The organism is Pseudomonas sp. NPDC090592 (assembly GCF_044769185.1).
In the GTDB taxonomy this organism is placed as follows: domain Bacteria; phylum Pseudomonadota; class Gammaproteobacteria; order Pseudomonadales; family Pseudomonadaceae; genus Aquipseudomonas.
The window spans coordinates 65,898-90,742 of record NZ_JBIVXJ010000006.1; the positions used below are offsets into that span (position 1 = coordinate 65,898).

General features: G+C 55.6%; 21 protein-coding genes. 14 read left to right on the forward strand and 7 right to left on the reverse strand.

Annotated elements, in window-relative coordinates:
* Positions 1–58: 58 nt before the first annotated feature.
* The 3 genes from ACIQUI_RS06915 (at position 59) to ACIQUI_RS06925 (ending at position 3,774) form a co-directional block, all read left to right on the forward strand.
* The gene (locus ACIQUI_RS06915) at positions 59–1,480 is read left to right on the forward strand and encodes an alginate export family protein (RefSeq protein WP_403196340.1); all 1,422 of its coding nucleotides are present in this window, start codon (positions 59–61) and stop codon (positions 1,478–1,480) included.
* A gap of 35 nt (positions 1,481–1,515) precedes the next feature.
* Positions 1,516–2,859, forward strand: a complete 1,344-nt coding sequence (locus ACIQUI_RS06920) for an MFS transporter (protein ID WP_403196343.1) — start codon at positions 1,516–1,518, stop codon at positions 2,857–2,859.
* Positions 2,860–3,090: 231 nt separating this feature from the next.
* On the forward strand, positions 3,091–3,774 hold the full coding sequence (locus ACIQUI_RS06925; protein ID WP_403196346.1) for a serine acetyltransferase: 684 nt from the start codon (positions 3,091–3,093) through the stop codon (positions 3,772–3,774).
* Here ACIQUI_RS06925 and pabB read toward each other — a convergent pair.
* The 7 genes from pabB to glyA all read right to left on the reverse strand — a co-directional run bounded on the left by pabB (position 3,771) and on the right by glyA (position 11,969).
* Positions 3,771–5,126: an aminodeoxychorismate synthase component I gene (gene pabB, locus ACIQUI_RS06930; RefSeq protein WP_403196349.1), complete on the reverse strand. Its 1,356-nt coding sequence runs from the start codon at positions 5,124–5,126 to the stop codon at positions 3,771–3,773. The two genes, ACIQUI_RS06925 and pabB, sit on opposite strands and share 4 nt — an antisense overlap.
* Before the next feature lie 17 nt (positions 5,127–5,143).
* On the reverse strand, positions 5,144–5,737 hold the full coding sequence (folK, locus tag ACIQUI_RS06935; protein WP_403196352.1) for a 2-amino-4-hydroxy-6-hydroxymethyldihydropteridine diphosphokinase: 594 nt from the start codon (positions 5,735–5,737) through the stop codon (positions 5,144–5,146).
* Positions 5,738–5,831: 94 nt separating this feature from the next.
* A complete protein-coding gene (locus ACIQUI_RS06940) occupies positions 5,832–7,178 on the reverse strand; it encodes a gluconate:H+ symporter (RefSeq protein WP_403196355.1) in 1,347 nt (448 codons plus the stop codon).
* A 219-nt stretch (positions 7,179–7,397) separates the two neighbouring features.
* Positions 7,398–8,294, reverse strand: coding sequence for a formyltetrahydrofolate deformylase (purU, locus tag ACIQUI_RS06945; RefSeq protein ID WP_403196358.1), 897 nt, complete (start codon positions 8,292–8,294; stop codon positions 7,398–7,400).
* An 11-nt stretch (positions 8,295–8,305) separates the two neighbouring features.
* Complete coding sequence (gene folD, locus ACIQUI_RS06950; protein ID WP_403196361.1) at positions 8,306–9,208, reverse strand: bifunctional methylenetetrahydrofolate dehydrogenase/methenyltetrahydrofolate cyclohydrolase FolD; 903 nt, start codon at positions 9,206–9,208, stop codon at positions 8,306–8,308.
* 104 nt (positions 9,209–9,312) lie between these two features.
* Complete coding sequence (locus ACIQUI_RS06955; RefSeq protein ID WP_403196365.1) at positions 9,313–10,638, reverse strand: D-serine ammonia-lyase; 1,326 nt, start codon at positions 10,636–10,638, stop codon at positions 9,313–9,315.
* A gap of 59 nt (positions 10,639–10,697) precedes the next feature.
* Positions 10,698–11,969, reverse strand: a complete 1,272-nt coding sequence (glyA, locus tag ACIQUI_RS06960) for a serine hydroxymethyltransferase (protein ID WP_403196367.1) — start codon at positions 11,967–11,969, stop codon at positions 10,698–10,700.
* A gap of 132 nt (positions 11,970–12,101) precedes the next feature.
* Between glyA and ACIQUI_RS06965 the strand changes: the two genes are divergently transcribed.
* From ACIQUI_RS06965 to ACIQUI_RS07015, 11 genes are all read left to right on the forward strand, one after another.
* Positions 12,102–13,001 carry a LysR substrate-binding domain-containing protein gene (locus ACIQUI_RS06965; protein WP_403196370.1) on the forward strand — a complete coding sequence of 300 codons (900 nt, stop codon included), beginning with the start codon at positions 12,102–12,104 and terminating at the stop codon, positions 12,999–13,001.
* Positions 13,002–13,466: 465 nt separating this feature from the next.
* Complete coding sequence (locus ACIQUI_RS06970) at positions 13,467–14,444, forward strand: amino acid ABC transporter substrate-binding protein (RefSeq protein ID WP_403196684.1); 978 nt, start codon at positions 13,467–13,469, stop codon at positions 14,442–14,444.
* 65 nt (positions 14,445–14,509) lie between these two features.
* A complete protein-coding gene (locus tag ACIQUI_RS06975; protein WP_403196373.1) occupies positions 14,510–15,688 on the forward strand; it encodes an amino acid ABC transporter permease in 1,179 nt (392 codons plus the stop codon).
* Positions 15,689–15,698: 10 nt separating this feature from the next.
* On the forward strand, positions 15,699–16,796 hold the full coding sequence (locus tag ACIQUI_RS06980) for an amino acid ABC transporter permease (RefSeq protein ID WP_403196686.1): 1,098 nt from the start codon (positions 15,699–15,701) through the stop codon (positions 16,794–16,796).
* Positions 16,797–16,806: 10 nt separating this feature from the next.
* Complete coding sequence (locus ACIQUI_RS06985) at positions 16,807–17,571, forward strand: amino acid ABC transporter ATP-binding protein (RefSeq protein WP_403196375.1); 765 nt, start codon at positions 16,807–16,809, stop codon at positions 17,569–17,571.
* A 484-nt stretch (positions 17,572–18,055) separates the two neighbouring features.
* Positions 18,056–19,336 (forward strand): serine--tRNA ligase, encoded by a 1,281-nt coding sequence (serS, locus tag ACIQUI_RS06990; RefSeq protein WP_403196378.1) that lies wholly within the window; start codon positions 18,056–18,058, stop codon positions 19,334–19,336.
* A gap of 379 nt (positions 19,337–19,715) precedes the next feature.
* Positions 19,716–20,609, forward strand: coding sequence for an amidohydrolase family protein (locus ACIQUI_RS06995; RefSeq protein ID WP_403196381.1), 894 nt, complete (start codon positions 19,716–19,718; stop codon positions 20,607–20,609).
* Between the two features lie 40 nt (positions 20,610–20,649).
* Positions 20,650–21,624, forward strand: coding sequence for an alpha/beta hydrolase (locus ACIQUI_RS07000; protein ID WP_403196384.1), 975 nt, complete (start codon positions 20,650–20,652; stop codon positions 21,622–21,624).
* Between the two features lie 205 nt (positions 21,625–21,829).
* Complete coding sequence (locus ACIQUI_RS07005; RefSeq protein ID WP_403196387.1) at positions 21,830–22,825, forward strand: GlxA family transcriptional regulator; 996 nt, start codon at positions 21,830–21,832, stop codon at positions 22,823–22,825.
* 340 nt (positions 22,826–23,165) lie between these two features.
* On the forward strand, positions 23,166–23,849 hold the full coding sequence (locus tag ACIQUI_RS07010; protein ID WP_403196389.1) for an ABC transporter permease: 684 nt from the start codon (positions 23,166–23,168) through the stop codon (positions 23,847–23,849).
* Positions 23,846–24,844 carry an ABC transporter ATP-binding protein gene (locus tag ACIQUI_RS07015; protein WP_403196392.1) on the forward strand — a complete coding sequence of 333 codons (999 nt, stop codon included), beginning with the start codon at positions 23,846–23,848 and terminating at the stop codon, positions 24,842–24,844. The genes ACIQUI_RS07010 and ACIQUI_RS07015 overlap by 4 nt, the downstream gene beginning before the upstream one ends.
* Position 24,845 lies beyond the last annotated feature (1 nt).

The window sequence follows — 24,845 nt, forward strand, 5'->3', positions numbered from 1 at the left end:
AGGCCGGTCCGCCGGCCTTTTCAGTTGTACCCGACAATAAAAACAAAGATGGGCATTTATGAAAAATACAATAACCGCGCTTAAGCTCGTGGTTGGCGCTTGTGCCTTGCTGTGTGCTAGCGCCACCGTGTATGCCGATGATGTACTGGCTCCGCCTGATGTGCAGAATGCGAGACCACTGCGGCCGGGCATTGCACGCTGGGCTGAGGACTACAGCTTTCTGAGGGATCCAGCAAAACGTACCGACCCATTGGACGCGCTTCGCTATGTCCCTTTTGGAGAGAGCAATTGGGTTACGTTTGGTGGTGAAATGCGTTATCGCGCAGACAGTCACCAGGAACCTTTCTTCGGTTTGCGTGGGCGTGACTCCAACAGTTACCTACAGCAGCGGCTTCAGGTGCATGCCGATGTGCACTTGCTGGACGATCAGTTTCGGATTTTCGCTCAACTCCAGGACACGAAGTCTTGGCGCAAGGCATTTTATTCACCGAATGACCAGAGTGATACCGAGTTCCAACAACTGTTTGTGGACTGGAATCTGCAACTGCCAACAGGTTACAAGTTGACCACGCGAGTCGGTCGGCAGGAGATGGTCTACGGCAGTCAAGTTTTCATCAGCGATCGCGATGCACCGAATCTTCGCTTCAATCTTGACGGTGTCAGGCTCATGCTCAAGACACCTGGCGGGTACAAAGTTGACGCGTTCGCCATGCGGCCCGTGGCATATGGTTTGAAGTCTTTCGATGATGAATCGAGCGACGATATTTTCTTTGCTGGCCTGTATAGCACGTTCAACTTCAGCAAACCCTGGAACCTCGACGTTTACGCGTTGGATCTGGAAACCAAGAATCGCAGCTTGGCCGGTGTCAGCGGGGATGAGGTTCGCTACACCACGGGTACGCGCATTTTCGGTAAGGCTGCAGGTTTTGACTGGACCTGGGATGTAGCGGGGCAGTTCGGCCATCTCGATGATGCCAATATCCGCGCATGGGCAGTTGCTGGTACCAGTGGCTACACCTTTGATGCTCCCTGGCAGCCGCGGATTGGCCTTCGAACCGATGTTGCCAGTGGTGACAGCCGGCGCGGCGACAACCGAGTGGGCACTTTCGACCCCCTCTACGGAAAAAATGGCTACTACGGTGAGGCAGGGATTACCACCTTGTCCAACTTGATCGTGGTGGGGCCCCAGGTCGCATTCTCTCCGTTGCCCAGCTTACGGATCGAACCCGCCATATTTGGCGTCTGGAAACAGCAGGCCGAAGACGGTGTGTACTTCACTGGTATGGGGTTGGCCCCGGGTACGACCAATACCGAAAGTCGCCATGTGGGGACGATCTACAAGACCAACGTACGTTGGTTGGCGACCCGAAACCTCACGGTTGACTTCGACTGGGAATATCTGGCTGCGGGCAATGCGCTGCAGGAAGCCGGCGGCAAGAGCGTTCATTTCGTCAGCGTGCGCCCAACCTTGCGTTTCTGACTGCATTATCCATAACAACAATCGAGATCAGCACCATGACAATGCCTATCGTGAACATTCGTGAATGGATCGATTCACGGCCGATGACCCGCTATCAATGGGGTATCCTTTTTCTCTGTTTCTGCATCGTCACATTAGACGGCTTCGATGCAGCGATCATGGGCTTCATCGCACCTGCCATCCTGCAAGAGTGGGGCATTAGTAAAACCGCATTCGGTCCCATTATGGCCGCCGCGATGGTAGGGCTCGCAGTGGGGGCGCTGGTCTCGGGGCCTTGGTCCGATAAGATCGGACGCCGTCGGGTTCTGCTCGCTTCGGTCATCACATTCGGGACATTCAGCCTGCTCAGTGGTTTCGCTCAAACCCCGACGCAACTGGCCGTCTTGCGCTTCCTCACAGGTCTCGGGCTCGGTGCAGCCATGCCGAACTGCACCACGTTGCTTTCGGAGTTCATTCCGGCTCGGCTGCGTGGCTCGCTTGTTACGCTGATGTTCATGGGGTTTGGCTTGGGGTCAGCCATGGGGGGATTCGTTTCCGCGTGGATGCTGCCGCACTGGGGCTGGACCTCACTGTTGATTCTAGGAGGGGTGTTGCCTCTGCTGATGCTGCCTTTGCTCTGGCGTGGTCTGCCCGAGTCTGTCGAGTTTATGGTAAGTAAAGGTCTGCCAAGCGCTCGCATTGCAAAGGCTCTGCGCCCATTGGGTGGACAGTTCGATGACGCTTGCCAGTTTGCAATCAACGGCGGGAGTCCGGCAGAGCAAGCCCAAGGCCGGATTGCAGGTCTCTTTGGGCCCAGCTATCGCCGAATTACGCTCAGCCTCTGGGCTACTTACTTCATGGGTTTGCTGGTGATCTATCTACTTACCGGCTGGCTGCCGACTCTGATAAAAGATGCCGGCTTACCTATCGAGCGGGCGGCTATCATCACCGCCCTGTTCCAGGTCGGTGGTTTGGCGGGCATACTTCTCGTCGGCTATACCATGGACCGAGTGAGCGCGCGCAAAGTGATTGCAACTGCATATGCAGGCGGTGCTGTGTGCGTATTCGCCATCGGCTTGCTGGCGGTTGACAGTTCCTTGCTGGGTGTTCTGGTCTTGCTCGCTGGCTTCTGTATCAATGGCGCGCAGACAGGCCTTAATGCCTATGCACCTGGGCTATACCCAACGGCATTTCGAGCAACGGGTGTTAGTTGGATGCTCGGCATGGGGCGGTTCGGCGGTATCGCTGGCTCGATGATGGGAGGCGCGCTGCTCAGCCTCGGAATGCCGATGAATTTGATATTCGCGGTTTTGGGGATTCCTGCCATCCTGGCGGCTCTTTCACTGCTGGCGGGTCCGCGTGTCAGTGCACCGCGGGTAGCGGTATCGCTGGGGCACTGAGATTCTATCGGACATAGTCTTGGAACCTGCGTTGGTTAGGCCGGCGCAGGTCTCTTTGGCCAAGGTTTTGCAGTTTAATTTGATTTTATTTTTATATCATTGGCGGATCGTAATGGCGGGTTTGTTGATTTTTACTTAAGTATTGCGTTAGGGAAAAACACCTATAATTTTCTGGAACATGATCAAGCTTTAAACCATCATGCGCTTACTTCTTCATAAGCATGAGACATCATGAGCAAGGTATGGCGCACCCTCAGGCAGCAGGCTGAGCAGTTTGCAGGATGGAATCCTGTTCTGCGATGGAACGTGGAGTATCGCGTGCTTGAACATGACTCCTTGGAAGCCGCTTTGGCGGCCAACCTTGGCCTCAGCTTGAGGCATTTGGGCGGTGACAAGCTTGAGGCTTGGCTTGCCGCGCTACTCCGCTCTGAGCCGGCAATAACCATACAATCTGCTGCAGATATCGATCGCTTCGTGAAGGATGACCCTTCCTGTGTCGATCACTATGTCGCGTTGTCATCATGCGCAGGCTTCCAGGCATTGCAGCTCTACCGGATCAGTCACATGCTCTGGCTCAACCGAGAACACCACAATGCTTTGATGTTGAAGAATTGGGGTGCACAGGTATGGAGTATCGATATCCACCCTGGTGCGCAGATCGGCAAAGGTGTTGTCTTCCGCCATGGCCAGGGCCTTGTGATCGATGATGGTGTGGTGATCGAAGACGACGTCACGCTCTGGAACGCCGTCAGCATTCTTCGCGGCCCGGCAGGGGAACGTAAAAGTCCTATCCTGAAGCGGGGGGCCACTGTTCATGCACAATCTGTGGTGTGTGGGGGGGTCACGGTCAAGAAGGGCATCACTCTGCCGGAATGTACCCTGTTTACTGAATCGGTTGCCGATCTGTCGAGTTAGGCCGGCTGCCGTAGAAAGTCGCGCTCCAGGCATTTCATCAGGTTGCGAATTTTCGTCAGGGATTCCTGGTACTCGTCTCCCGCGGTCGATTCGGCCACTATCCCACCACCGCCCCAGCATTTGATCGACCCATGGCTGGCAACTAGCGTACGGATCGTGATGGAGCTGTCCATGTTGCCGGACGTGTCCAGGTAGAAGATAGACCCGCAGTAGATACTGCGTTCGGTCGTTTCCAGTTCATCGATGATCTGCATGGCGCGTTTCTTCGGTGCGCCCGTGATCGAGCCACCGGGGAACGCATCGAACAGCAGGTTTATTGGATCTCTGCCATCTGCCAGTTGGCCGCGAATGACGCTGACCAGATGATGGACATTTGGATATGACTCAATTTTGAACAACTCGGGGACGGTTACCGAGCCAAACATGCAATTCTTGCCAATGTCGTTGCGCAGAAGGTCAACGATCATCAGGTTTTCTGATTTGTCCTTTTCGCTGGCTGCGAGCCTGCCTGCATGGTCGCGGTCTTCAGCGTGTGTCCGGCCTCTGGGCATCGTGCCTTTGATAGGCCGTGTTTCAACCTGCCCGTTGTTGCACTGTATGAAGCGCTCGGGGGAAAAGCTCATAATGGCGTCATGTTCGCCCAGGTTGATGTAGCCACCGAATGGGGTAGCGCAGTGATTGCGCAACGCCTGGTAAGCACTCCACGGACTGCCCATGTAGTCGGTGGAGAATTGCTGTGTGAAATTTACCTGGTAGCAGTCACCTGCGGCGATGAAATCCTTAATGCAGCAGATCGCATCATGGTAACTGTCGTAGGTGATGGCCGGTGCGAATGGGGCGGCGAGTATGAATGGTGCGTCCTCGTTCTTTGCTGCGCCCGACAGAAACAGCGAAATGATGCGCCGGCGTTCCTGTTGATTTACAACGGGGTGAAATATCAGTCGAGTTTGGCGTGCTTCGTGATCTGACACCAGCGCCCAGGTATACAAGCCGATGCGGGCTATGGGGAGATTTGCGGCCTTGGGTGAGGGCAGCAATCCAAGCAACGTGCGGCCAAAATCGTAGCTGAGATATCCCATGAGACCTCCCGTGAAGGGTAAGTCCGCATTGGCCCAGTCCCCTTTCAGGCCCGCGAGTGCCGACCGTAGACGTTCTGCAAATTCGCCTGCAGGCTCGCCTGGAAAAGGTTGAAAGTTGCACACCGGCCATGCACTCATCAAGTCGTAGCGACCTCGTAGGGACGCAGGGCGCCCTGAGTCGAAAAGAACAGCACCGGGGGCACTCCGGATTGCTGAAAAATAGCCGGTGGGGTCTGCGAAGTAGGGGAGAGGATGCACGTGAAAAGGCTGCATGCAGGGCTCCAGGAAATTCAGTGCGGATGGGGTGAGGACAGGGCTGTTTCATGAGCTGCGAGCTGGCGCCGATCGCCAGGGCGTTTAAAGTTGCCAGCTTGCATTGCAAGACGAAACGAGCTGACGGCGAAAGAGTGACGCACAGGCGACAGCGACGGGCCAGGCTGCAGCTGGCTCCACAATTCGGCGAAGGAGACCCCAAGCCCTGGATGCGTGAGGTGTGGGGCGATCTGCTGCAGCGGATAGAGTACGAATGCCCGGTCAAGAATTTCTGCCCTGGGCAGCTCTATTCCTTCATGGATGCCCGTTAGGTCATCGAACAGCAGAATATCGATATCAAGCGGAACGCAGCGGTGAGCGCTGCCGGCGCGTCCATGAAGGATTTCAATTTCTTTGATCCACTCATGGAATTCCGCCAAGCAGAGGTCGGTACTGCCACTTACAACCAGGTTGTAGAACGGGCTCTGTCGAGCGTCGGTCGATACGCTTTCATAAACCGGAGAGCGACGAAGACAGATGAGGTGTTCTTGTAGCATCTCCAAGGCCATCTCAATGTGGATTTCCCGCTCTACATTGCTACCTAGGCCGAGATAAACGTGATGTGTTGGCATGAGTTGAATCCACACGTTCTCACCTATTTGACGTCCATTCCATTTGGCGTCAAATAGGTCGGGGAAGGGTGCCATCAATGGCGATCAGCTTCAGTCAGCCTACGACGTAGTTCAGCAGCAGCGTGGCTAGCAGGGCGACGATGGAGGCAACGACAGTACCTCCGGTGAATTTCTTCAGCGCCTCCGATAGAGAGACGTTCAAGTACTCTTTCACTACCCAGAACGCCGAGTCAGTAACGTGCGCCCAGCCAATTGAACCTGCACCGATTGCGATCACCAGGATCTCTGGTTTCAGATGGGGATCGGCTGCCAGCATCGGATTGATCATGCTTGCCGCGCTCACCATGGCGACCGTGGCCGACCCTACGGCGAAGTGCATCAACCAGGCGATGAACCAAGCCAGGATGATCAGGTTGATATCGGTGCCGGCCAGCATGCTCGAGATGGCCTTGCCGACGCCGCTCTCTATCAGTACGGCGTTGAACGCGCCGCCGGCACCGATCACGAAGATGATGTTCGCCAGTGCCGGGAAGCTGCGCTGGGTGATGTCCAGCAGTTGCTGCATCGTGCGGCCTTGACGCAAGCCAAGTGACCAATAGGCGAAGGCCACTGAAATCATCAGTGCGGTGAGCGGGTTGCCTACAAACTGTGCTACGTGCTGCACAAGGGAGTCCGCGGGCAGCCCGGCCGCCGCAGTTTTGAACACCATCAGGATGAGCGGCAGCGCGATGGTGAGCAGGGTAATGCCGATCCCGGGCAGTGTCCGATCAGCCGTCAGATGCTTGCCATGGGATTCCAGGAAGGTCTGTTGTTTGTCACTGGCGGCCTTGCTGCAGAACAGGCTGACCCAGATTGGCCCGGCAATGATCATGGTCGGAATGCCAACCAGAAGGCCGTACAGAATCACGGTACCGACATCCGCATGCAGCATGCCGGTGATAGCCATAGCGGCGGGGTGCGGGGGGAGAATGCAGTGAATGGTCATCAGGGAGATGGCCAGCGGAATCCCCAGGAACATCAGGTTGATTTTCGTTTCGCGGGCAACGACGTAGACCAGCGGGATGAGCAGTACAAAACCCACTTCGAAGAACACCGGAATGCCGGCAATCGCACCCACGATAGCCATGACCCAGTGGGCTCGGGTAGACCCCAGATTATCAAGCAGTGTCTTGGCCAGCCGCTCGGCCCCGCCAGACTCCTCAAGCATTTTGCCCAGGATCCCCCCGAGCCCGATGATGGCGATCAAGAACCCGAGGGTTCCGCCGATCCCGGCTTCCAGAGATTTCACGATTTGAGTGGCCGGCATACCGGACCCGAAGCCGACAACAAAGCAAGCAATGATCAACGCCAAGAAGGCGTGAAGCCGTACTCTCATGATCAAAAAAATGATCAATGCAATCGAGGAGAACAGAACTCCCAACAGCCAGGTTGTATCTTGCATTTCTATGCCTCGCACCTTGTTTTCTTTATTTGTGCAGCTATAAATGAGATGGATAAAGTGCCGAAGCCTTATTGGTTTTGCATGGTTGCTTCAACTTGATGATTAAGAAAAGTTGGAATACCCCCTTGGACTGATGCCCAAGAGGGTACGAGTCACCTACACGACTTTTTGATCAAACACGTAGGCGCTATGGCGAAACGAGCGCAAGGCGCGGTCATTTCAACCGATAGACTCAGAGATGTACGAGTCAGGCGATGGCGGGAACACGATCGTCTTGTTCTCGTTCATGAACACACGGCCATGGACATAAGCGTGAATCGCACGGGCCAACACTTGGCTTTCCACATCGCGACCCAGGGATACGTAGTCATCAGCGCTTTGCGCATGGGTGATGCGGACGATGTCCTGCTCGATGATCGGGCCTTCATCGAGATCGGCGGTGACGAAGTGCGACGTGGCGCCAATCAGCTTAACGCCGCGCTCGAAGGCTTGCTTGTAGGGGCTGCCACCTTTGAAGGACGGCAGGAACGAGTGGTGAATGTTGATGATTCGTCCCGACATCTGCTGGCACATCTCGTCCGACAGAATCTGCATGTAACGAGCAAGCACGATCAGCTCTGCGCCGGATTCGCGCACGATGTGCATCTGCGCGGCTTCAGCTTCTGACTTGTTCTCCTTGGTCACCTTGATATGGTGGTAAGGAATGCCATGACCCTCGACTACTTTCTGGAAGTCCAGGTGGTTGGAGATGACGCCGACAATGTCGATGGGCAGCGCGCCAATGCCCCAGCGGTACAACAGGTCGTTCAGGCAGTGACCGAAGCGAGACACCATCAGGATGACTTTGCGTTTGGCACGCTCATCGAAGAACTCGTAATCCATCTTGTACTTGGCTACAAGCGGTTGGAATGCGTTGCGCAGATCCTCCAGCGACTGACCTTCTTCCGAGCGGAAAGTGATTCGCATGAAATAGTGGTCGGTGCTTTCATCGTCGAACTGCGCGCTATCACGAATGTTGCAGCCGCGAGCGGACAGGAAACCAGTGATGTCAGCAGTCACGCCGCGGATCGAAAGGCATGTTACTCGAAGTACGTAATTGTTCTTTGTATTGGTCATGTTGAATCACCTTAGACGGCAACAGCTTCTTTATTGGTTACGATCTTGTGCTGGCGCTTGAACGCGGTCACGGTGTTGGCCAGCAGGCATGCGATGGTCATCGGGCCTACTCCGCCCGGCACGGGCGTAATCGCCGATGCATGGCCGGCTTCGTCAAAGGCCACGTCACCGACAATGCGCGAGCGACCATCACGCTCAATTCGGTTGATACCCACATCGATCACCACTGCCCCTGGTTTGATCCAGTCCCCCTTGACCATTTCGGGGCGACCCACCGCCACCACTAGAATGTCGGCGGTGCGGCACAGCGCGGGAACGTCGCGGGTCTTGGAGTGCGCCACGGATACGGTGCAGTTTTCCGCCATGAGCAGTTGCATCATTGGCTTGCCGACGATGTTGGATTTGCCGACAACCACTGCATTCATGCCAGCCAGGCTGCCCAAGCGATCTTTGAGCATCATCAGGCAACCCAATGGGGTACAGGGCACCAAGGCGTCCTGACCGGTTGCAAGGCGGCCTGCATTGAGGATGTGAAAACCGTCGACATCCTTGTTCGGGTCTATCGCGTTGATGACCGCGTTGGTGTCAAGGTGCGCTGGCAGCGGCAACTGCACCAGAATGCCGTTAACTTCCGATGCGGCATTCAACTCAGCCAGCAGCGACATGAGCTCGGTTTGAGTGGTAGTGACCGGAAGCTTATGAACAAACGACTGCATGCCAATCGCCAGCGTCTGGCGGTGTTTGGCGCTTACATAAACGCCACTGGCTGGATCTTCACCCACCAATACAACTGCCAGACCTGGAACAAGTCCGGTCTGCTCTTTAATTTCGTTTACATCATCTGTCAATTTTTCGACGAGATTAGCCGCAAAGCCTTTACCGTCGATACGGTCGGCCAAGAATTGGTCGTTCATGAAGTTATCACCTCAACGTCATTGACTGGCGTGATTGGTTTTCTTTGGCGCTGCATTTCGAGACGGGGATATGAAATTGCATATCCCCAGAAGCCGCGCAGGTCTTATTTGACCAGCGAGGCTCCGCGCGCCATGAATGCCTGGAACTGTTCTTCAGGAACGAAAGCGCCACCCGTTGTCCAAACGACGTGTGTTGCCTGAGCCAGTTTATTGCTCAGTCCGTGAGCTTCTTGATAGGTGCGACCTTGCTTGCTGTTGACGATGAACGCCGGGCCGGCAAAACCTGCAGTTGCCGAAGGTTCAAGACGAATGTCCTGAGTGGTTTGAGCCTTCCAGAGCCAGCGGAACAGATCATCGTCATCGACCGTAAACACACCGGACAGCATCGGTTTCATCACGTCGGCAACGAACTCCGACATCCGAGCCACTGCCATGCCATCGGCCTCAGTACGGTTGGTCAGGCCTACGTCGTAGACCGATACCAGCTCTTTGGCGCCGCTCATCATGTGCACCAGCGCGCATGGTGACTGCACTGGCTCGACGAAGAATGCGTGGGCTGCGTCGCCGAAAATGGCTTTCAGGCCGTAAGCAGCACCACCGGGTGCGCCGCCGATACCGCACGGCAGGTAGATGAACAGGGGGTGGTCTTCATCGATGGTGACGCCCTGGTCTTTCAACTGTGCTGCCAGTTCGCTGGCGGCAGCGCTGTATCCGAAGAACAGCACCTGCGAACGTTCGTCATCCACGAAGTAGATGCTGGGGTCGGCTTCTGCATCGATGCGAGCATGTTCAACAGCGGTGGTGTAGTCGGCCTTGTGCTGCACGACTTCAACACCCAGGCGAGTGAGGCGATCAACCTTCCATTGTTTGGCGTCTGACGACATGTGCACGACGGCACGGAAGCCCAATGCACGTGCAGCGATGCCAACGCTCAAACCCAAGTTGCCGGTACTGCCCACCGCAATCGTATGCTGATTGAAAAGGGCCCGTGCCTGCTCCCCAGCCAGGACGGTGATGTCGCCGCCTGGATTCAGGATGCCGCGTTTTTCAGCCATCTTCTTGGCGTGCATGAAGACTTCGTAAACGCCGCCGCGTGCCTTGATGGAGCCTGCAACAGGCAAATCGCCGTCGGCTTTGACGAACACCCGACCGTACTGCGAGGTGCCGTAGCCCAGCGCGCCGCGGAGGTCTTCTGCTTCGATCAGCTTGGACTGGATACGGCCCTTCGATGCTTTCAGTTCGGGGAAGCAAATCTCCAGCAGCGGAGCCAGCATTTGCCAGTTATCTTCGGCCTCTTTCACCTGAGCAGCCCGGACCGGCAGCGACGGTTCGGCGATGCCGTTGGCCTTCAGGTTCGGGTTCAGCCAAAGCGCAGGGCGGCCAGCCAGAACATCGTCGCGCGCTGGATCATTGGGAAGTTGAACGCTCATTTTTTATTTTCCTGCAGCGTGAAGTCGGGCGGGTGATCTACGCACCCGCCACATACCCCTTAGGCATAGATTGGGAAGTCTGCAACCAGTTTGGCAACCACTGCACGGCTCTTTTCGATGACGGCTGCGCGGGTCGCTTCGTCGGCGCGTTGAGCATCGAAAATATCGGCGATCAAGTTGCCGATCACTTCGAACTCTTTGGCGCCGAAACCACGGGTGGTGCCCGCCGAGGAGCCCAGGCGCAGGCCTTTCCACTCCGAGGGCTTGGCGCTGTCGAAAGGAATCGGATTCTTGTTCGAGGTGATGTTGATTTCGGAGAGCGCGTCTTGCGACTGCTGGCCGGTCAGCTCTTTAGACGAGACGTCTACCAGAACAACATGAGTATCAGTGCCACCGCTGACGATGCGTACACCACGCTTCTGCAGAACTTCTGCAAGCAAGCGAGCGTTAGCTTTGACGTTTGCACCATAGGTCTTGAATTCATCGCTTAGGGCCTCGCCGAGGCAAACAGCTTTACCGGCAATGGTCGCCAGATGCGCGCTGCCTTGCACGCCAGGGAAAACTGCTGGTTGAAGCTTTTTGAACAGGTCTTCGCGGTTGGTCATGACCAGGCCACCGCGTGCACCGCGCAGGGTCTTGGTGGTGGTGCAGGTCACGATGTCAGCGTACGGGATCGGTGATGGGTGCACGCCTGCGGCGACCAGGCCTGCGAAGTGAGCCATGTCCACCAGGTAGGTTGCACCAACCTTGTCGGCGATCTCACGCATACGTGGGAAGTCGATCTCGCGCGGGTAGGACGAGCCACCTGCAATGAGGAGTTTTGGCTTGTGCTCCAGGGCCAGTGCTTCAACGTTGTCGTAATCGATACGACCGGTTTCGCGATCAACACCATACGAAACAATCGAGAACCAACGACCCGACTGGTTAGGCTTGGCGCCGTGGCTCAGGTGGCCGCCCGAGGCCAGGTCCAGACTCAGGACGGTGTCGCCTGGCTGCAACAGTGCGAAGAACACGGCCTGGTTGGCCTGAGTGCCCGAGTGCGGTTGCACGTTCACGAAATTGCAGCCGAACAGCTCTTTGGCTCGATCGATTGCGGCTTGTTCGACAACGTCAGCGAAATCTGCGCCTCCGTGGAAGCGCTTGCCTGGGTAGCCTTCAACGGTCTTGTTGGTGATGACCGAACCGATGGCTTCCAGAGAGGCCGCGCTTACCGAGTTCTCAGAAGCGATCAGCTCGATTTGGCCCTGTTGACGCTTTTTTTCGTCCTGGAGAGCCTTGAAGACCAGCGGATCGCGCTCAGCAAGGTTGTCGTTGAAGTAGGAGTGGGTCATTACGGCGGTACCTTTCTTGGGGTTTTTTTCAAACCTATACCCTGTCCTAGATCAAAAAAAGCGAATAATATTTCAATAATACGTAAGCAAGACTTAACTATTTTTTTGAGCTTGTGCTGGCGGGAGAAAAACATGGATATCAGTAAGTTACGTGCGCTGCGAGAGCTCTCTGTGCGCAAGACAATGGCTGCTGTTGCTGACGCGATGCACGTTTCGCCATCCGCGGTCTCCCAACAAATTTCGTTGCTGGAACAGGAAGCCGGCATCGACCTGGTTGAACGACGCGGGCGCGGCGTCGACCTGACCATTGCAGGCAAGAAGCTGGTGGAGCGCGCCAACCGGATCTTTGAGGAACTCGAGGCGGCCCGTGCTGATATGGCTGAGCTGAAAAAAGTGGTGGCCGGCGACTTGCGGATCTCCGCGTTCCCTTCCGTGGCGGCAGCATTGATGCCCAAGACCATCCAGACGCTCCACGTTGCTTATCCTCGGCTCGAAGTGCTGTTCGAGGAAATGGAGCCGGAGGAGGGCATGAACGCTTTGCGCAGCTGGCAAACGGACATAGCGTTGATCGATGACCTGAATGTGCCGCCTGGCCTGCTCGACCCGAGCATTGAAATTACTCCGCTCATTGAAGACGTGTTCAACGTCATGATGTCGCCCGATCATCGCCTTGCCGGCATGGAAACGGTCACCTGGAAGGACCTAGAGCACGAGCACTGGGTGATGGATACGGCGTCTTCCACCTACACACGGATGCTGACCGATGCCTGTCAACGATCAGGTTTTACCCCCAACATCATCGCTCGCTGCAAGGGATTTGAAGTTACCCAGGCCCTAGTCAGCGAGGGCTGCGCGATCGCCATCTTGCCAGGGCTGCGGTCGCGCACCGACATGCGAGGGACCAAGATCTGCCGGATGGAGCCGGAAATCCGCCGAAGCATCTCCATCGCCTATCGCAAAGGCGAAAAGAAGAGCCCTGCACTCAAGGTGTTCATTGAGTGCCTTGAGCAGCACGCCGCCGAATACCGCTGAAACGACGTCGATCTCACCTAGGAATCAACAGCGCAGTGGCGCGATGCCTCACTCGTAAGTTGAGCTTACGTAATATTGCAAAAATAGTCGCTTTTTCTCTTTTCCCGCAGGCGCTAGGTTGATCTCAACCGGGGAGACTCCTCGGTTGGGCACGCTCTATTGCTGACCCTGACATTCAGTAATTCAGTGGGTCTGACGGTGCTTCACATTTCGCCCCGGCAACGGGGCTTTTTGAACAATAAAAAGAGGGCAGACTATGCCACTTAACAATTATCCACTGATGTTGTCTCCGGGCCGCTATGGCCTGTCTGTTGTTTTCTGCCTCTGAAAGTCGGTTGAGTACCTGCTCGAGTTCCAATGCTCGGGTGGAACGTCTGTGCTGCAATCCATGAGAGCAATAACATGAAAAAAGAAAACAAGACCTTCAAAGTTGGCCTGACAGTCGCAGCACTGACGCTGGGTTCGATGATGTCGATGGGTGCCATGGCCGGTACAACGCTGGATAACGTCAAGAAGAAAGGGTTCGTCCAATGCGGTGTCAGCGATGGCCTGCCGGGCTTTTCCTACACCGATACCAAAGGCAACTTCCACGGCTTTGATGTTGATGTGTGCCGTGCCGTTGCTGCCGCCATTTTTGGTGACTCGAACAAGGTCAAATACACCCAGCTGACCGCCAAGGAACGCTTCACCGCCTTGCAGTCGGGTGAGGTCGACCTGCTTTCCCGCAGTACCACCTGGACCTCCTCTCGTGATGGATCGATGGGCATCTTGTTTGCCGGCGTTGCCTACTACGACGGCCAAGGGTTCCTGGTAAACAAAAAACTGGGTGTGAGCAGTGCCAAGGAACTGGATGGGGCAACCTTCTGTATCCAGGCCGGCACCGTCACCGAACTCAACCTGGCGGACTACTTCCGCGCCAACGGCCTCAAGTTCACGCCGATTTCATTCGACACCTCCGATGAGTCGTTCAAGGCGCTGGAGTCGGGCCGCTGCGACGTGCTGACTGCTGACCAGTCGCAGCTCTATGGCCAACGCCTGAAACTTGCAGTGCCGGACGACTACACCGTCCTTCCAGAGATCATTTCCAAGGAGCCGCTTACCACCGCTGTTCGTCGCGGTGATGAAGAGTGGTACTCGGTGGTGCGCTGGACGCAGATCGCCATGCTGAACGCCGAAGAGCTCGGTGTGACCTCCAAGAACGTCGCCGAGATGGCCAAGAGCACCAAGAACCCTGACGTGGCACGTTTGTTGGGCAGTGAGGGTAGCCTGGGTAAGGATTTGAACTTACCCAACGACTGGGTGGTGAAGATCGTGTCCCAGGTCGGCAACTATGGCGAATCGTTTGATCGCAACCTGGGGACGGGCAGCGACATGAAAATCAAGCGAGGCCTGAACGCGCTTTGGAACCAGGGTGGGCTCCAGTACGGCCCACCTGTTCGCTGATTGCGAGGTTTGCCCACCCCCTGCTGGGCAAATTGTTCTCTAGTCGTTTTGGTAGAGCCTGAATCATGCAAAATCTCGCCCCCACGACGCGCAGGATTTCCCTGAGCGATCCAAGGCTTCGCGCCTTGATCTTCCAGATCGTGACCGTTGCAGCGGTCTGCTCGATCGGTCTGTATCTGTTTCACAATACACAAACCAACCTCCAGCACCGAGGGATTACATCTGGCTTCGAGTTTCTGGAGCGCAGTGCCGGCTTTGGCATTGCCCAGCATCTGATCCCCTACGCCGAGTCCAACACCTATGCGCGGGTGTTCGTCATCGGGTTGCTCAACACGCTGCTGGTAACCTTCATCGGCATCGTGCTTGCCACCATCCTGGGCTTCATCATCGGGGTCGCGCGGTTGTCTTCGAACTGGATGGTCAACAAACTGGCCGCTGTCTATGTCGAGACGTTCCGCAATATTCCGCCGCTGCTACAGATCCTGTTCTGGTACTTCGCTGTTTTCCTGACCCTTCCAGGGCCACGTGGCAGCATCAACATTCAGGGCATGTTCTTCATCAGCAACCGGGGGCTGAACATGCCGGGTGCATCGGTTGCCGAGGGCTTCACGGCGTTCGTGATTGCGGTAGCCGTGGCGATCTTCGCGGTCATCCTCATGGTGCGCCATGCTAATCAGCGATTTGATAAAACTGGGCAGCCGTTTCACAAGTTCTGGGTGGGGCTGGCGATTATGGTCGTCATTCCCGGTGCATCTGTCCTGGCGTTTGGCAGCCCGCTACATTGGGAACTGCCTGAACTCAAAGGCTTCAACTTCATCGGTGGCTGGGTACTGATACCCGAGCTGCTGGCGCTTACGCTAGCGCTCACCATCTACACCGCGGCGTTCATTGCCGAGATCGTCCGCTCAGGAATCTGTTCGGTCAGCCATGGGCAGAGCGAAGCCGCCCGGTCGCTCGGTTTGAAGGAAGGCCAGGCCCTGCGCAAGGTGATCATCCCGCAGGCGCTACGCGTCATCATTCCCCCATTGACCAGCCAGTACCTCAACCTTGCCAAGAACTCCTCACTCGCTGCCGGTATCGGTTATCCCGAGATGGTCTCGTTGTTCGCAGGCACCGTACTCAACCAGACCGGACAAGCTATCGAGGTGATTGCCATCACGATGAGCGTTTACTTGGCCATCAGCATCTCCATCTCGCTGCTGATGAACGTCTACAACAAGCGCATTGCGCTGGTCGAACGGTGAGGTATCGAGGATGAATGCTTTCGTTTTCAAACCCGACATGCCGCCTCCCGTGAAGACGGTGGGTATCATCGCCTGGGTGCGCGGCAACCTGTTTTCCAGCTGGCTCAACGCCCTGCTGACCTTGCTTGCGCTTTACCTGATCTGGCTCATCGTTCCACCACTGCTGCAATGGGCGTTGGTGGACGCGAACTGGGAGGGCACCACGCGCGCGGATTGCACGAAGTCTGGAGCGTGTTGGGTCTTCATTCAGCAGCGCTTTGATCAGTTCATGTACGGCTATTACCCCGAGGCCGAACGTTGGCGGGTGAATGTCACAGTGGCTTCGGCGATCCTGGGTGCCGCGCCGCTGTTTGTCCGGTGCTTTCCCCGCAAGGCTGTGTATGGCGTGGGTTTCCTGCTTGCCTATCCGGCGCTGGCCTTCACCCTGCTGCACGGCGGCTACTTCGGTCTGCTGGCGGTTTCGACCAGTCAGTGGGGCGGGTTGATGCTCACCCTGGTGATTGCCACAGTGGGTATCGCAGGCGCATTGCCTTTGGGCATCCTGCTCGCACTGGGGCGCCGCTCGAATATGCCGGCAGTGAAGGTCGTGTGCGTGACCTTCATCGAGTTCTGGCGTGGTGTCCCCCTTATCACCGTGTTGTTCATGAGCTCCGTGATGTTGCCGCTGTTTCTGCCCGAGGGCATGAGCTTCGACAAGCTGCTGCGCGCCATGATCGGGGTGGTGCTGTTCCAGTCGGCCTATGTGGCTGAAGTGGTTCGGGGTGGGCTTCAGGCGATCCCCAAGGGCCAGTACGAAGCAGCCGCTGCCATGGGCCTTGGTTACTGGCGTGCCATGGTGCTGGTGATCCTGCCGCAGGCGCTGAAACTGGTGATACCCGGCATCGTCAACACGTTCATCGCCTTGTTCAAGGACACCAGCCTGGTGGTGATCATCGGCCTGTTCGACCTCCTCAACAGCGTCAAGCAGGCCGCCTCTGACCCCGCCTGGCTGGGGATGGCCACCGAGGGCTATGTTTTTGCCGCCTTGGTGTTCTGGATCTTCTGTTTTGGCATGTCCCATTACTCCCGCAGTCTGGAGCGCAAGCTCGACACGGGCCACAAGCGTTAGGAGCATTTTCATGAGCCAAGCTATCAAATCGTCTGTGGTCTCCGAGCCCATCATCCAAATCCGCGACATGAATAAGTGGTACGGGCAATTCCATGTCTTGAAGAACATCAACCTGACTGTCCAGCAGGGCGAGAGAATTGTGCTGTGCGGGCCTTCCGGCTCGGGCAAATCGACCACCATTCGATGCCTCAATAGCCTTGAGGAACATCAGCAGGGGCAGATCGTGGTTGATGGGGTGGAGTTGACCAATGACCTGAAACAGATCGAGGCTATCCGCCGCGAAGTCGGCATGGTGTTTCAGCATTTCAATCTGTTCCCGCACCTGACGATCCTGGAAAACTGCACCCTGGCGCCCATGTGGGTACGCAAGATGCCTCGGCGGCAGGCCGAAGAAATTGCCATGCACTACCTGGAGCGCGTTCGCATCCCGGACCAGGCACACAAGTACCCTGGGCAGCTGTCAGGCGGGCAGCAGCAACGGGTGGCGATCGCACGCGCGTTGTGCATGAAGCCCAAGATCATGCTGTTCGATGAGCCGACCTCGGCGCTTGATCCGGAAATGGTCAAGGAGGTGCTCGACACCATGGTCAGCCTGGCAGAGGACGGCATGACCATGCTCTGTGTGACCCACGAAATGGGGTTCGCCAGGACTGTCGCCAATCGAGTGATCTTCATGGACAAGGGTGAAATCGTGGAGCAAGCGACGCCAGACGCTTTCTTCGATAACCCACAAAACGTGCGGACACGCATGTTCCTCAGTCAGATCATTCACTAGGGGACTGTTATGGCAAAGGCAACCGATGCTAGAGCGTGTGACTAAAGACTTGCCTATAAGGTCGGGCATGTCTTTGGGTTTGGTCGCCTTCGGTCAGCGTGTTATGTGATTTGGCTTTCTGAAACTTCAGAAAGCCTTTTTTATTTATGTGATGTAGAGAGGTTAAGGCATGGCGCATTACTATGTTAACAAAATACCCAAGGCAACCGGTGACTACGAAGTCCATACCAGTATTTGCATTGCGCTGCCGAGTTCAGATGAGCGCCTGGCGCTTGGCTATCATGAGAATAGCCGCGAGGCGGTGGCGTATGCGACCTTGAATTTTCGACAGGCAACACCCTGCAAGAAGTGCTGTTAAGTTTTAACGGTCGTGCCGTGCGCTAATATTTTCGGCGTGAGTGAGTGTAAGGCAATGGTTGATGATCGAAGCGTTTAGTCGATTATCAGCCGTCCTGCCAAAGGCTTTTTTAAATGAGGTAACCCCATGCTCGACCCCAAACAGTTACGTGCCCAGCTCCAGGACATTGCTGATCAGTTGGCCACCCGTGGCTACCACCTCGATAAGGCGCGTATCGAGTCGCTGGAGGAGCGCCGCAAAGCTGTGCAGACCCGCACCGAGCAACTGCAGGCCGAGCGTAATGCTCGTTCCAAATCGATTGGGCAGGCAAAAGCCAAGGGGGAAGATGTTGCTCCGCTGATGGCAGACGTTGATCGCATGGCGGCGCAGTTGGATGCTGGCAAGGCCGAACTGGATAGCATCCAGGCTGAACTCGACAGCATTTCCCTGATGATTCCAAACCTGCCAGATGCAAGTGTGCCGGTGGGTGGCGGTGAAGAAGAAAACGTCGAGGTACGTCGATGGGGCGCCCCGCGTCAGTTTGACTTTGAGATCAAGGATCATGTCGCCCTAGGTGAGCTAAGCGGCGGTCTGGATTTTGAAACCGCTGCGAAGCTGTCCGGTGCTCGTTTTTCTGTGCTCCGCGGGCCGATTGCGCGCCTGCACCGAGCGCTGGCGCAGTTCATGATCAATTTGCACACCGCGAATCATGGTTACGAGGAAACCTACATTCCCTACATGGTGCAAGCGCCTGCCATGCAGGCCACGGGTCAACTTCCCAAGTTCGAGGCAGACCTCTTCAAGGTCACTCGGGAAGGGGAGGCTGATTTCTATCTGATCCCGACTTCCGAGGTTCCGCTGACCAACCTGGTCGCGGGTCAAATCCTGGAAGCCAAGGCGTTGCCCAAGAAATTCGTCGCTCACGGGCCGTGCTTTCGCAGTGAGGCCGGTGCATCCGGTCGCGACACGCGCGGCATGATTCGTCAGCACCAGTTCGACAAGGTCGAGATGGTTCAGGTCGTCGAGCCTTCGAAATCCATGCAGGCGTTGGACGAAATGACTGCCTGTGCTGAGCGCGTATTGCAGGCGCTCGAACTGCCGTATCGAGTCCTGGTGCTTTGCACGGGCGACATGGGCTTCAGCGCGGTTAAGACTTTCGACCTGGAAGTGTGGGTACCTAGCCAGAACAAGTACCGTGAGATCAGCTCGTGCTCGAACTGCGGGGATTTCCAGGCGCGTCGGATGCAAGCCCGGTGGCGCAATCCGGAAACTGGCAAGCCGGAACTGGTACATACGCTGAACGGTTCGGGCCTTGCGGTCGGGCGTACCCTGGTGGCGGTTTTGGAAAACTATCAGCAGGCGGACGGCTCCATCCAAGTGCCGGAGGTGCTCAAGCCGTACATGGGAGGCATTGATATTCTTCGCTGAAGGGTGCTGCGGTTCCTCGCGGTAGCATCGCTCGAGCCGCTGTCACTCAAGGGCGGCGATCACTGGCGGCGTGTCCTGGCTGCTCCGCCGCCATCACGAGGAGCTCCATTGATGAGGGGCAAGACGCTAATTTGCTATCGACTGTTATTCTTGTTCTCGGTTTTCAGGTGTGATGCCTTTAAAGTAGGGTAGGGTGACTTAGTATAAGTAGCTGAATTTAGTGATAAAAATATCAGTTTGCAGGAGTGGTTTCATTTTCCTGGCCGATTAGCGCAAAGGTGGAGATGGCGAAAATCTGATACTTAACGTCGATTTGCAGGCAGCGAGGGCGGGCGCGGCGGGTTTATTGTTTTCTCATCAAGGCAGGAAAACAATAATCATGCAGCCCTCGAACGAACGTATTGATAGCCACGTCCATTTCTACACCTCAGCTGATCTAGAACGCGTGTCTGGCGGTCTGCCCTATCAACTGCCGGCTCCTCATCCCCTGACGGAGTATCTTGATCGTCTGATTGAGTCAGGGGTGACTCCAGTGATGCTCAATAACGTTCATTTGAGCATTTTGCCTGATTCGGAAAATGTCTTTGCATCCTTTAGCGAACTGGCGCGTCTGCAAGATCAGAATCCAGCGCGTTATGGCATGATCAAGTTAGTCGGTACGATTAAAGCCGATCCTGAGTACGCCACAGTAGAGCGACTTTCGCACCCTCAAATTGTTGGCGTGCGTATCGTACTTCACGATGCGAGACCAGACACCGTTGTAGGCGGACAGTTTAGCAGTGCGGCCTGGCTTGAACTTTACGCTCGTCTGCGTGTAAACCAACACGTACACATCTATGCCAAAGAGGCTGAAACCGGCCATCGCGTTTTGCAGCAAGTGCCAGAAAATGTCAGGGTCGTAATTGACCATCTCGGTAGCTGCCACAGTGAGCGCGGTGCGGAAGAACCTGCGTATCTGAAACTCTTGGCAGAAGCAAAGCGTCGGGGAAATGTTTGGTTCAAAGGCCCCGGTTATCGCACGGATACTGACCCGCTAGAAACAGCAAAGTTTGTTTCGCGGATTGTTCGTGAGGTCGGTTGTGATCGGATCCTGCTAGAAGCTACTGATGCACCCCATGTCGGTATGTCTAATAGTGGTGAAGTGTATAAGGATCTGTTTGATGTCGCCAAGGCGTACAGCTTTGTTGACGAGGTTGCAAGGAGTGCTTGCTTAAGTGCGGGTCTGTCAGAGCGACATTTACTGCAAGGGCAACTCGAAATAATTGATATTTGATCTATAACCGTCGTATTAACATCATAGAGATGCTACAAAAATGACTAACATCATCACTAAAGACATTACCTTTTCTGTTAATTATGGCGGCGAGATTCTGAGCCTCAAGGGCGCCACCTTTGAGCCGGAAACTCTGGATGCAGCTGCCAAATCCCTGCCTCCAGTGGTGTTTAACTCCGGGTTCACCGGTGGTGTCACCATGTACGGTCAGCTTTTTGGTCGCGCGCTGGCAGCGCGTGGCTATCGTGTAATGACCTATGACGTAGCCGGCTTCTTCTCCAACAAGGAGATTCGCAACACGCTGCGCAAAGACGGTCAAGTCATTACCAATGTCAGCCTTGAAGATCAGAAGGACGAAGTCATCGGCGCCGTTCAATGGGCGCGTGAGAACTTTGGTGAAATGCCGGTTGTAGCATCCTGGGCAATGGGTTCTGTTGCGAGCCTGGGCGCTGTAGTAGAGCTGGCCGAAAAAGGCGCTGAACAGATTCGTTTCTGGGTGCCCATGAGCTACACCAACATCCGTAACCTGCAGAATCTGCGGGCTGACAAGGCCGGTGCCGATGCCGAGATTCTGGCTCTCCCTGACGATGCTGCAATTCCACCGTTCGATACCGGTACCGCGGCGACCAAAGTGGGTTACTACCCTCTGGATCCTGAAACCCAGGCTTACGTTGATCAACAGCTGGGCGGTTACACCGAGGCTGGTGGCGCAGATCGTTGGCCTGGCTGCGTGACTGTGACGGCGAAGTCCTACAAGTCGTATGTCGCCTACAACCCAGAGCAGCGTGTTGAAGGGGCCAAGGGCTTCCCGCCAGCCCTCATCATCCATGGCGCCGACAACACTCTTCATATGCCTGCTGAGTCTGAGCGCCTGCACCGTATCTACCCTGCAGATGCAGGCGCAGCTGCTCTGATCATCCCAGGTATGCAGCATGGTCAGCAGAATCAGGTCGACAGTCCAATCTTCAGCTCGATGATTCAAAGCATTGACGAGGCGATCCGTAAGCGCGCCTAAGTCGAATCCAGGCCGTAGGGCTCGTGCAAACGGGCTCTGCGGTACTATCGCAATATCCTCCCCGCCATTCCTCGCAATGCCAAACCCAAGCTTAAAAATCTAGCTGAATATCGCTCCAAGGCTTACCATAGAGCGGTTTCACAGCTTTGTCTCGCGTCATCGCGAGCGCCGCGCCAAAGCGTAACTAATAAAAAACGGTGCCTAGATGAAAAGTTGGACGGCGTACAATTCGTCCTCGCGTGATCCTTCAATCAAGCGAATCGGATTACTTATTCTTCCCCAGTTTTCAATGATGGCTTTGGCCGGTGCCAGTGAGCCACTGCGGGCGGCCAATCGACTTGCGGACAAGACACTTTATGAGTGGAGCCTTCTCTCTGAAGGTGGCGGGATGGTCAGGTCCAGCAGTGATTTCGAGATTCAGACTCTTCCAATTGACCAGGCTCCAGAAATCGACAGGGTGTTTGTCCTTGCAAGCCTTGACATCGAGAATCAAAAACCTCCCAAGATGCTTCGTTTCCTGCAGCGGCTAGCTTCCCAAGGCAAGACTGTGGGAGCTTTGAGTACAGGAACGTTTATCTTGGCACGTGCAGGCTTGCTCGAGGGAAAGCGGTGCACGCTACACTGGGAGTCCATCAATCAATTTTCTGAGGAATTCCCGGGAATTGAGGTCACGCGTGAGCTGTACATCAACCACGGTAATCGATGGACATGTGCTGGTGGCACGGCGGCTATCGACTTGATGCTCGCCCAGATCTCGGTAGATTTCGGCAATCAGCTTGCAGCAAATGTGGCTGAGCAGTTTTTGCATGCCCGCATCAGGGCGCCTGATGAGCACCAGCGGATGTCCATCCAGTGGCGTTTTGGGGTGCATGATCGTAGGCTGACCGCTGCCATTGCCTTCATGGAGAGCAATTTTGAAAAGGTTGTCAGCATCGAAGAAATCTCGGAGCGCTGCAACGTTTCTCAGAGGCAGTTGGAGAGGTTGTGGCATCAGCATTTCGGCGCGACGCCACAAAAATTCTACCTGGAGCTTCGACTCCATGAGGCCCGACGCTTATTGCGTGAGAGCTCGCAGTCGATAGCTTCAATCGCCTACAGCTGTGGCTTCGTCTCTGCGTCCCATCTCGGAAGTGCCTATCGGCGACTGTGGGGCTGCACACCAGGGGAGGAACGGCGAAAATTTGATGGGGCTCATGCTTGAGGTTGGCAAAGTTTCGTGCTTGTAACATCCCGTTTTTTGGGCGCTTTTGACCTATGCTTGCTTAAGGTTGGCCTAATAAAATAGCAAGCTAAGCACCTTCAGTGCCGGGTTGGCAGCGCTTCCTCGCAGTCCTGTGGCGTCCACAACAGCGGATCCATGAGGTCGCAAACCCGTAGCACGATATCCAGTGCTGAGTGTCGGGTATGTCGAATATTTGATAGAGTTCGTCGAACCTTAGGGCACGGTTTTATGCCCTCTCGCGTTAATGTTTTGCCAAGACCGGCATCCTCTCCCAGATGCATTCCGGTAAAGACAAAAACGTGGAGAAGGCATAACAACAATGGAAACTATAAGTTTCATACTCGAAAATGCTGGGTTAATCGGTACGTTACTGGGGCAGCACTTGGTAATCGTTCTGGTGGCTGTTGGCCTGGCAATCCTCACCGGCGTGCCCGTTGGAATAGCCATTTCCCAGCACCCTCGCACCGGTCGCGCTGTCCTGGCATTTGCAGCCATGCTGATGACCATTCCTTCTGCTGCTCTCTTTGGTTTGATGATCCCGGCACTTTCCCTGATCGGGCATGGTATTGGCGTCGTGCCTGCGGTCATTGCGCTATTTCTCTATTCCCAATTGCCTATCATCAGGAACACCACTACTGCGATTGCCAACGTTGATCCTGCTCTGCGTGAAGCAGCCAGGGGCATGGGCATGTCAACGGGGCAGCGTCTGCGCAAAGTGGAGTTGCCAATTGCGGTGCCGCTGATTATGGCGGGTGTGCGCGTTGCTACTGTCATCAATATCGGCATCGCGGCTATCGCCGCTTATATCGGCGCCGGTGGTTTGGGCAGTCTTATCATTCGTGGTATCGCCCAATCGGACAGTCGCCAGCTCTTGGCGGGCGCAATTGTGATCAGTGTCATCGCCATCGCAGCCGACTACGCGCTCTTTGCTCTGCAGCGCATCTTGACACCCAAAGGCCTGAGCAAGTCGACCCTTGGCCAACTGAAGGAAGCCACCTCGTGATCCAGATCGATAATTTGAATAAACAATTTGGCTCAATCACCGCTGTCGAGGATGTCTCGTTCAAGGTCGAAGAGGGGCAGATTTGTGTGCTCCTGGGCCCTTCCGGGTGTGGTAAGACAACCACGCTGAAGATGATTAACCGCTTGATTCCTCTCACCTCCGGCAAGATTCAAATTGGCGGTAAAGATACCTCGGAGATGGATACCGTCACATTGCGGCGCTCCATTGGGTACGTGATCCAGCAGGTGGGTCTGTTCCCAAATATGACGGTAGAGGAAAACATTTGTGTGGTTCCTGACCTGCTCGGTTGGGACAAAGTGAAGAGCCGCAAGCGTGCAGCTGAATTGCTTGAGGTCGTTGCACTTGAACCCTCCCGTTTCCTGAAGCGCTATCCGTGCGAGCTTTCGGGTGGGCAGCAGCAGCGAGTAGGTGTCGCACGCGCTTTGGCAGCCGACCCGCCCGTTATGCTGATGGATGAACCTTTCGGTGCTATTGATCCGATCAACCGCGAAGTCATCCAGGATGAGTTCATGCGTATTCAGCGCCAGGTGGGAAAAACAGTCCTGTTCGTAAGTCATGACATTGATGAAGCAGTAAAGATGGCCGATTGCGTAGCACTGTTCCATGCGGGGAAAATCGAGCAGTTCGGCACGCCGGACGATCTCCTCGCAAGGCCGAATAGTGAATTTGTCGCCGACTTCATGGGTGGTGACAGAATCATGAAGCGTCTGCGCCTTATCAGCGCTGCAGATGTAGCCACCAAGGTCCCTCCACGTGATCACATGCAAGTAGTAGGTGGTCAATCAACCACGTCGAGCCACACGCCATTGGTTGTTAAGCCTGGTGATGATCTTCGCCAAGTGCTTTCTCTTTTGCTCGGGCAAGGCAAGGATTGGGCGGTTTGTAATGATCAGGACGGCCGCTTTGTGGGTTACGTCCATCAATCGGATATCTTGGCCAAGCTGGTCGAGAACACCACGCCGGTAGGGCATTGAG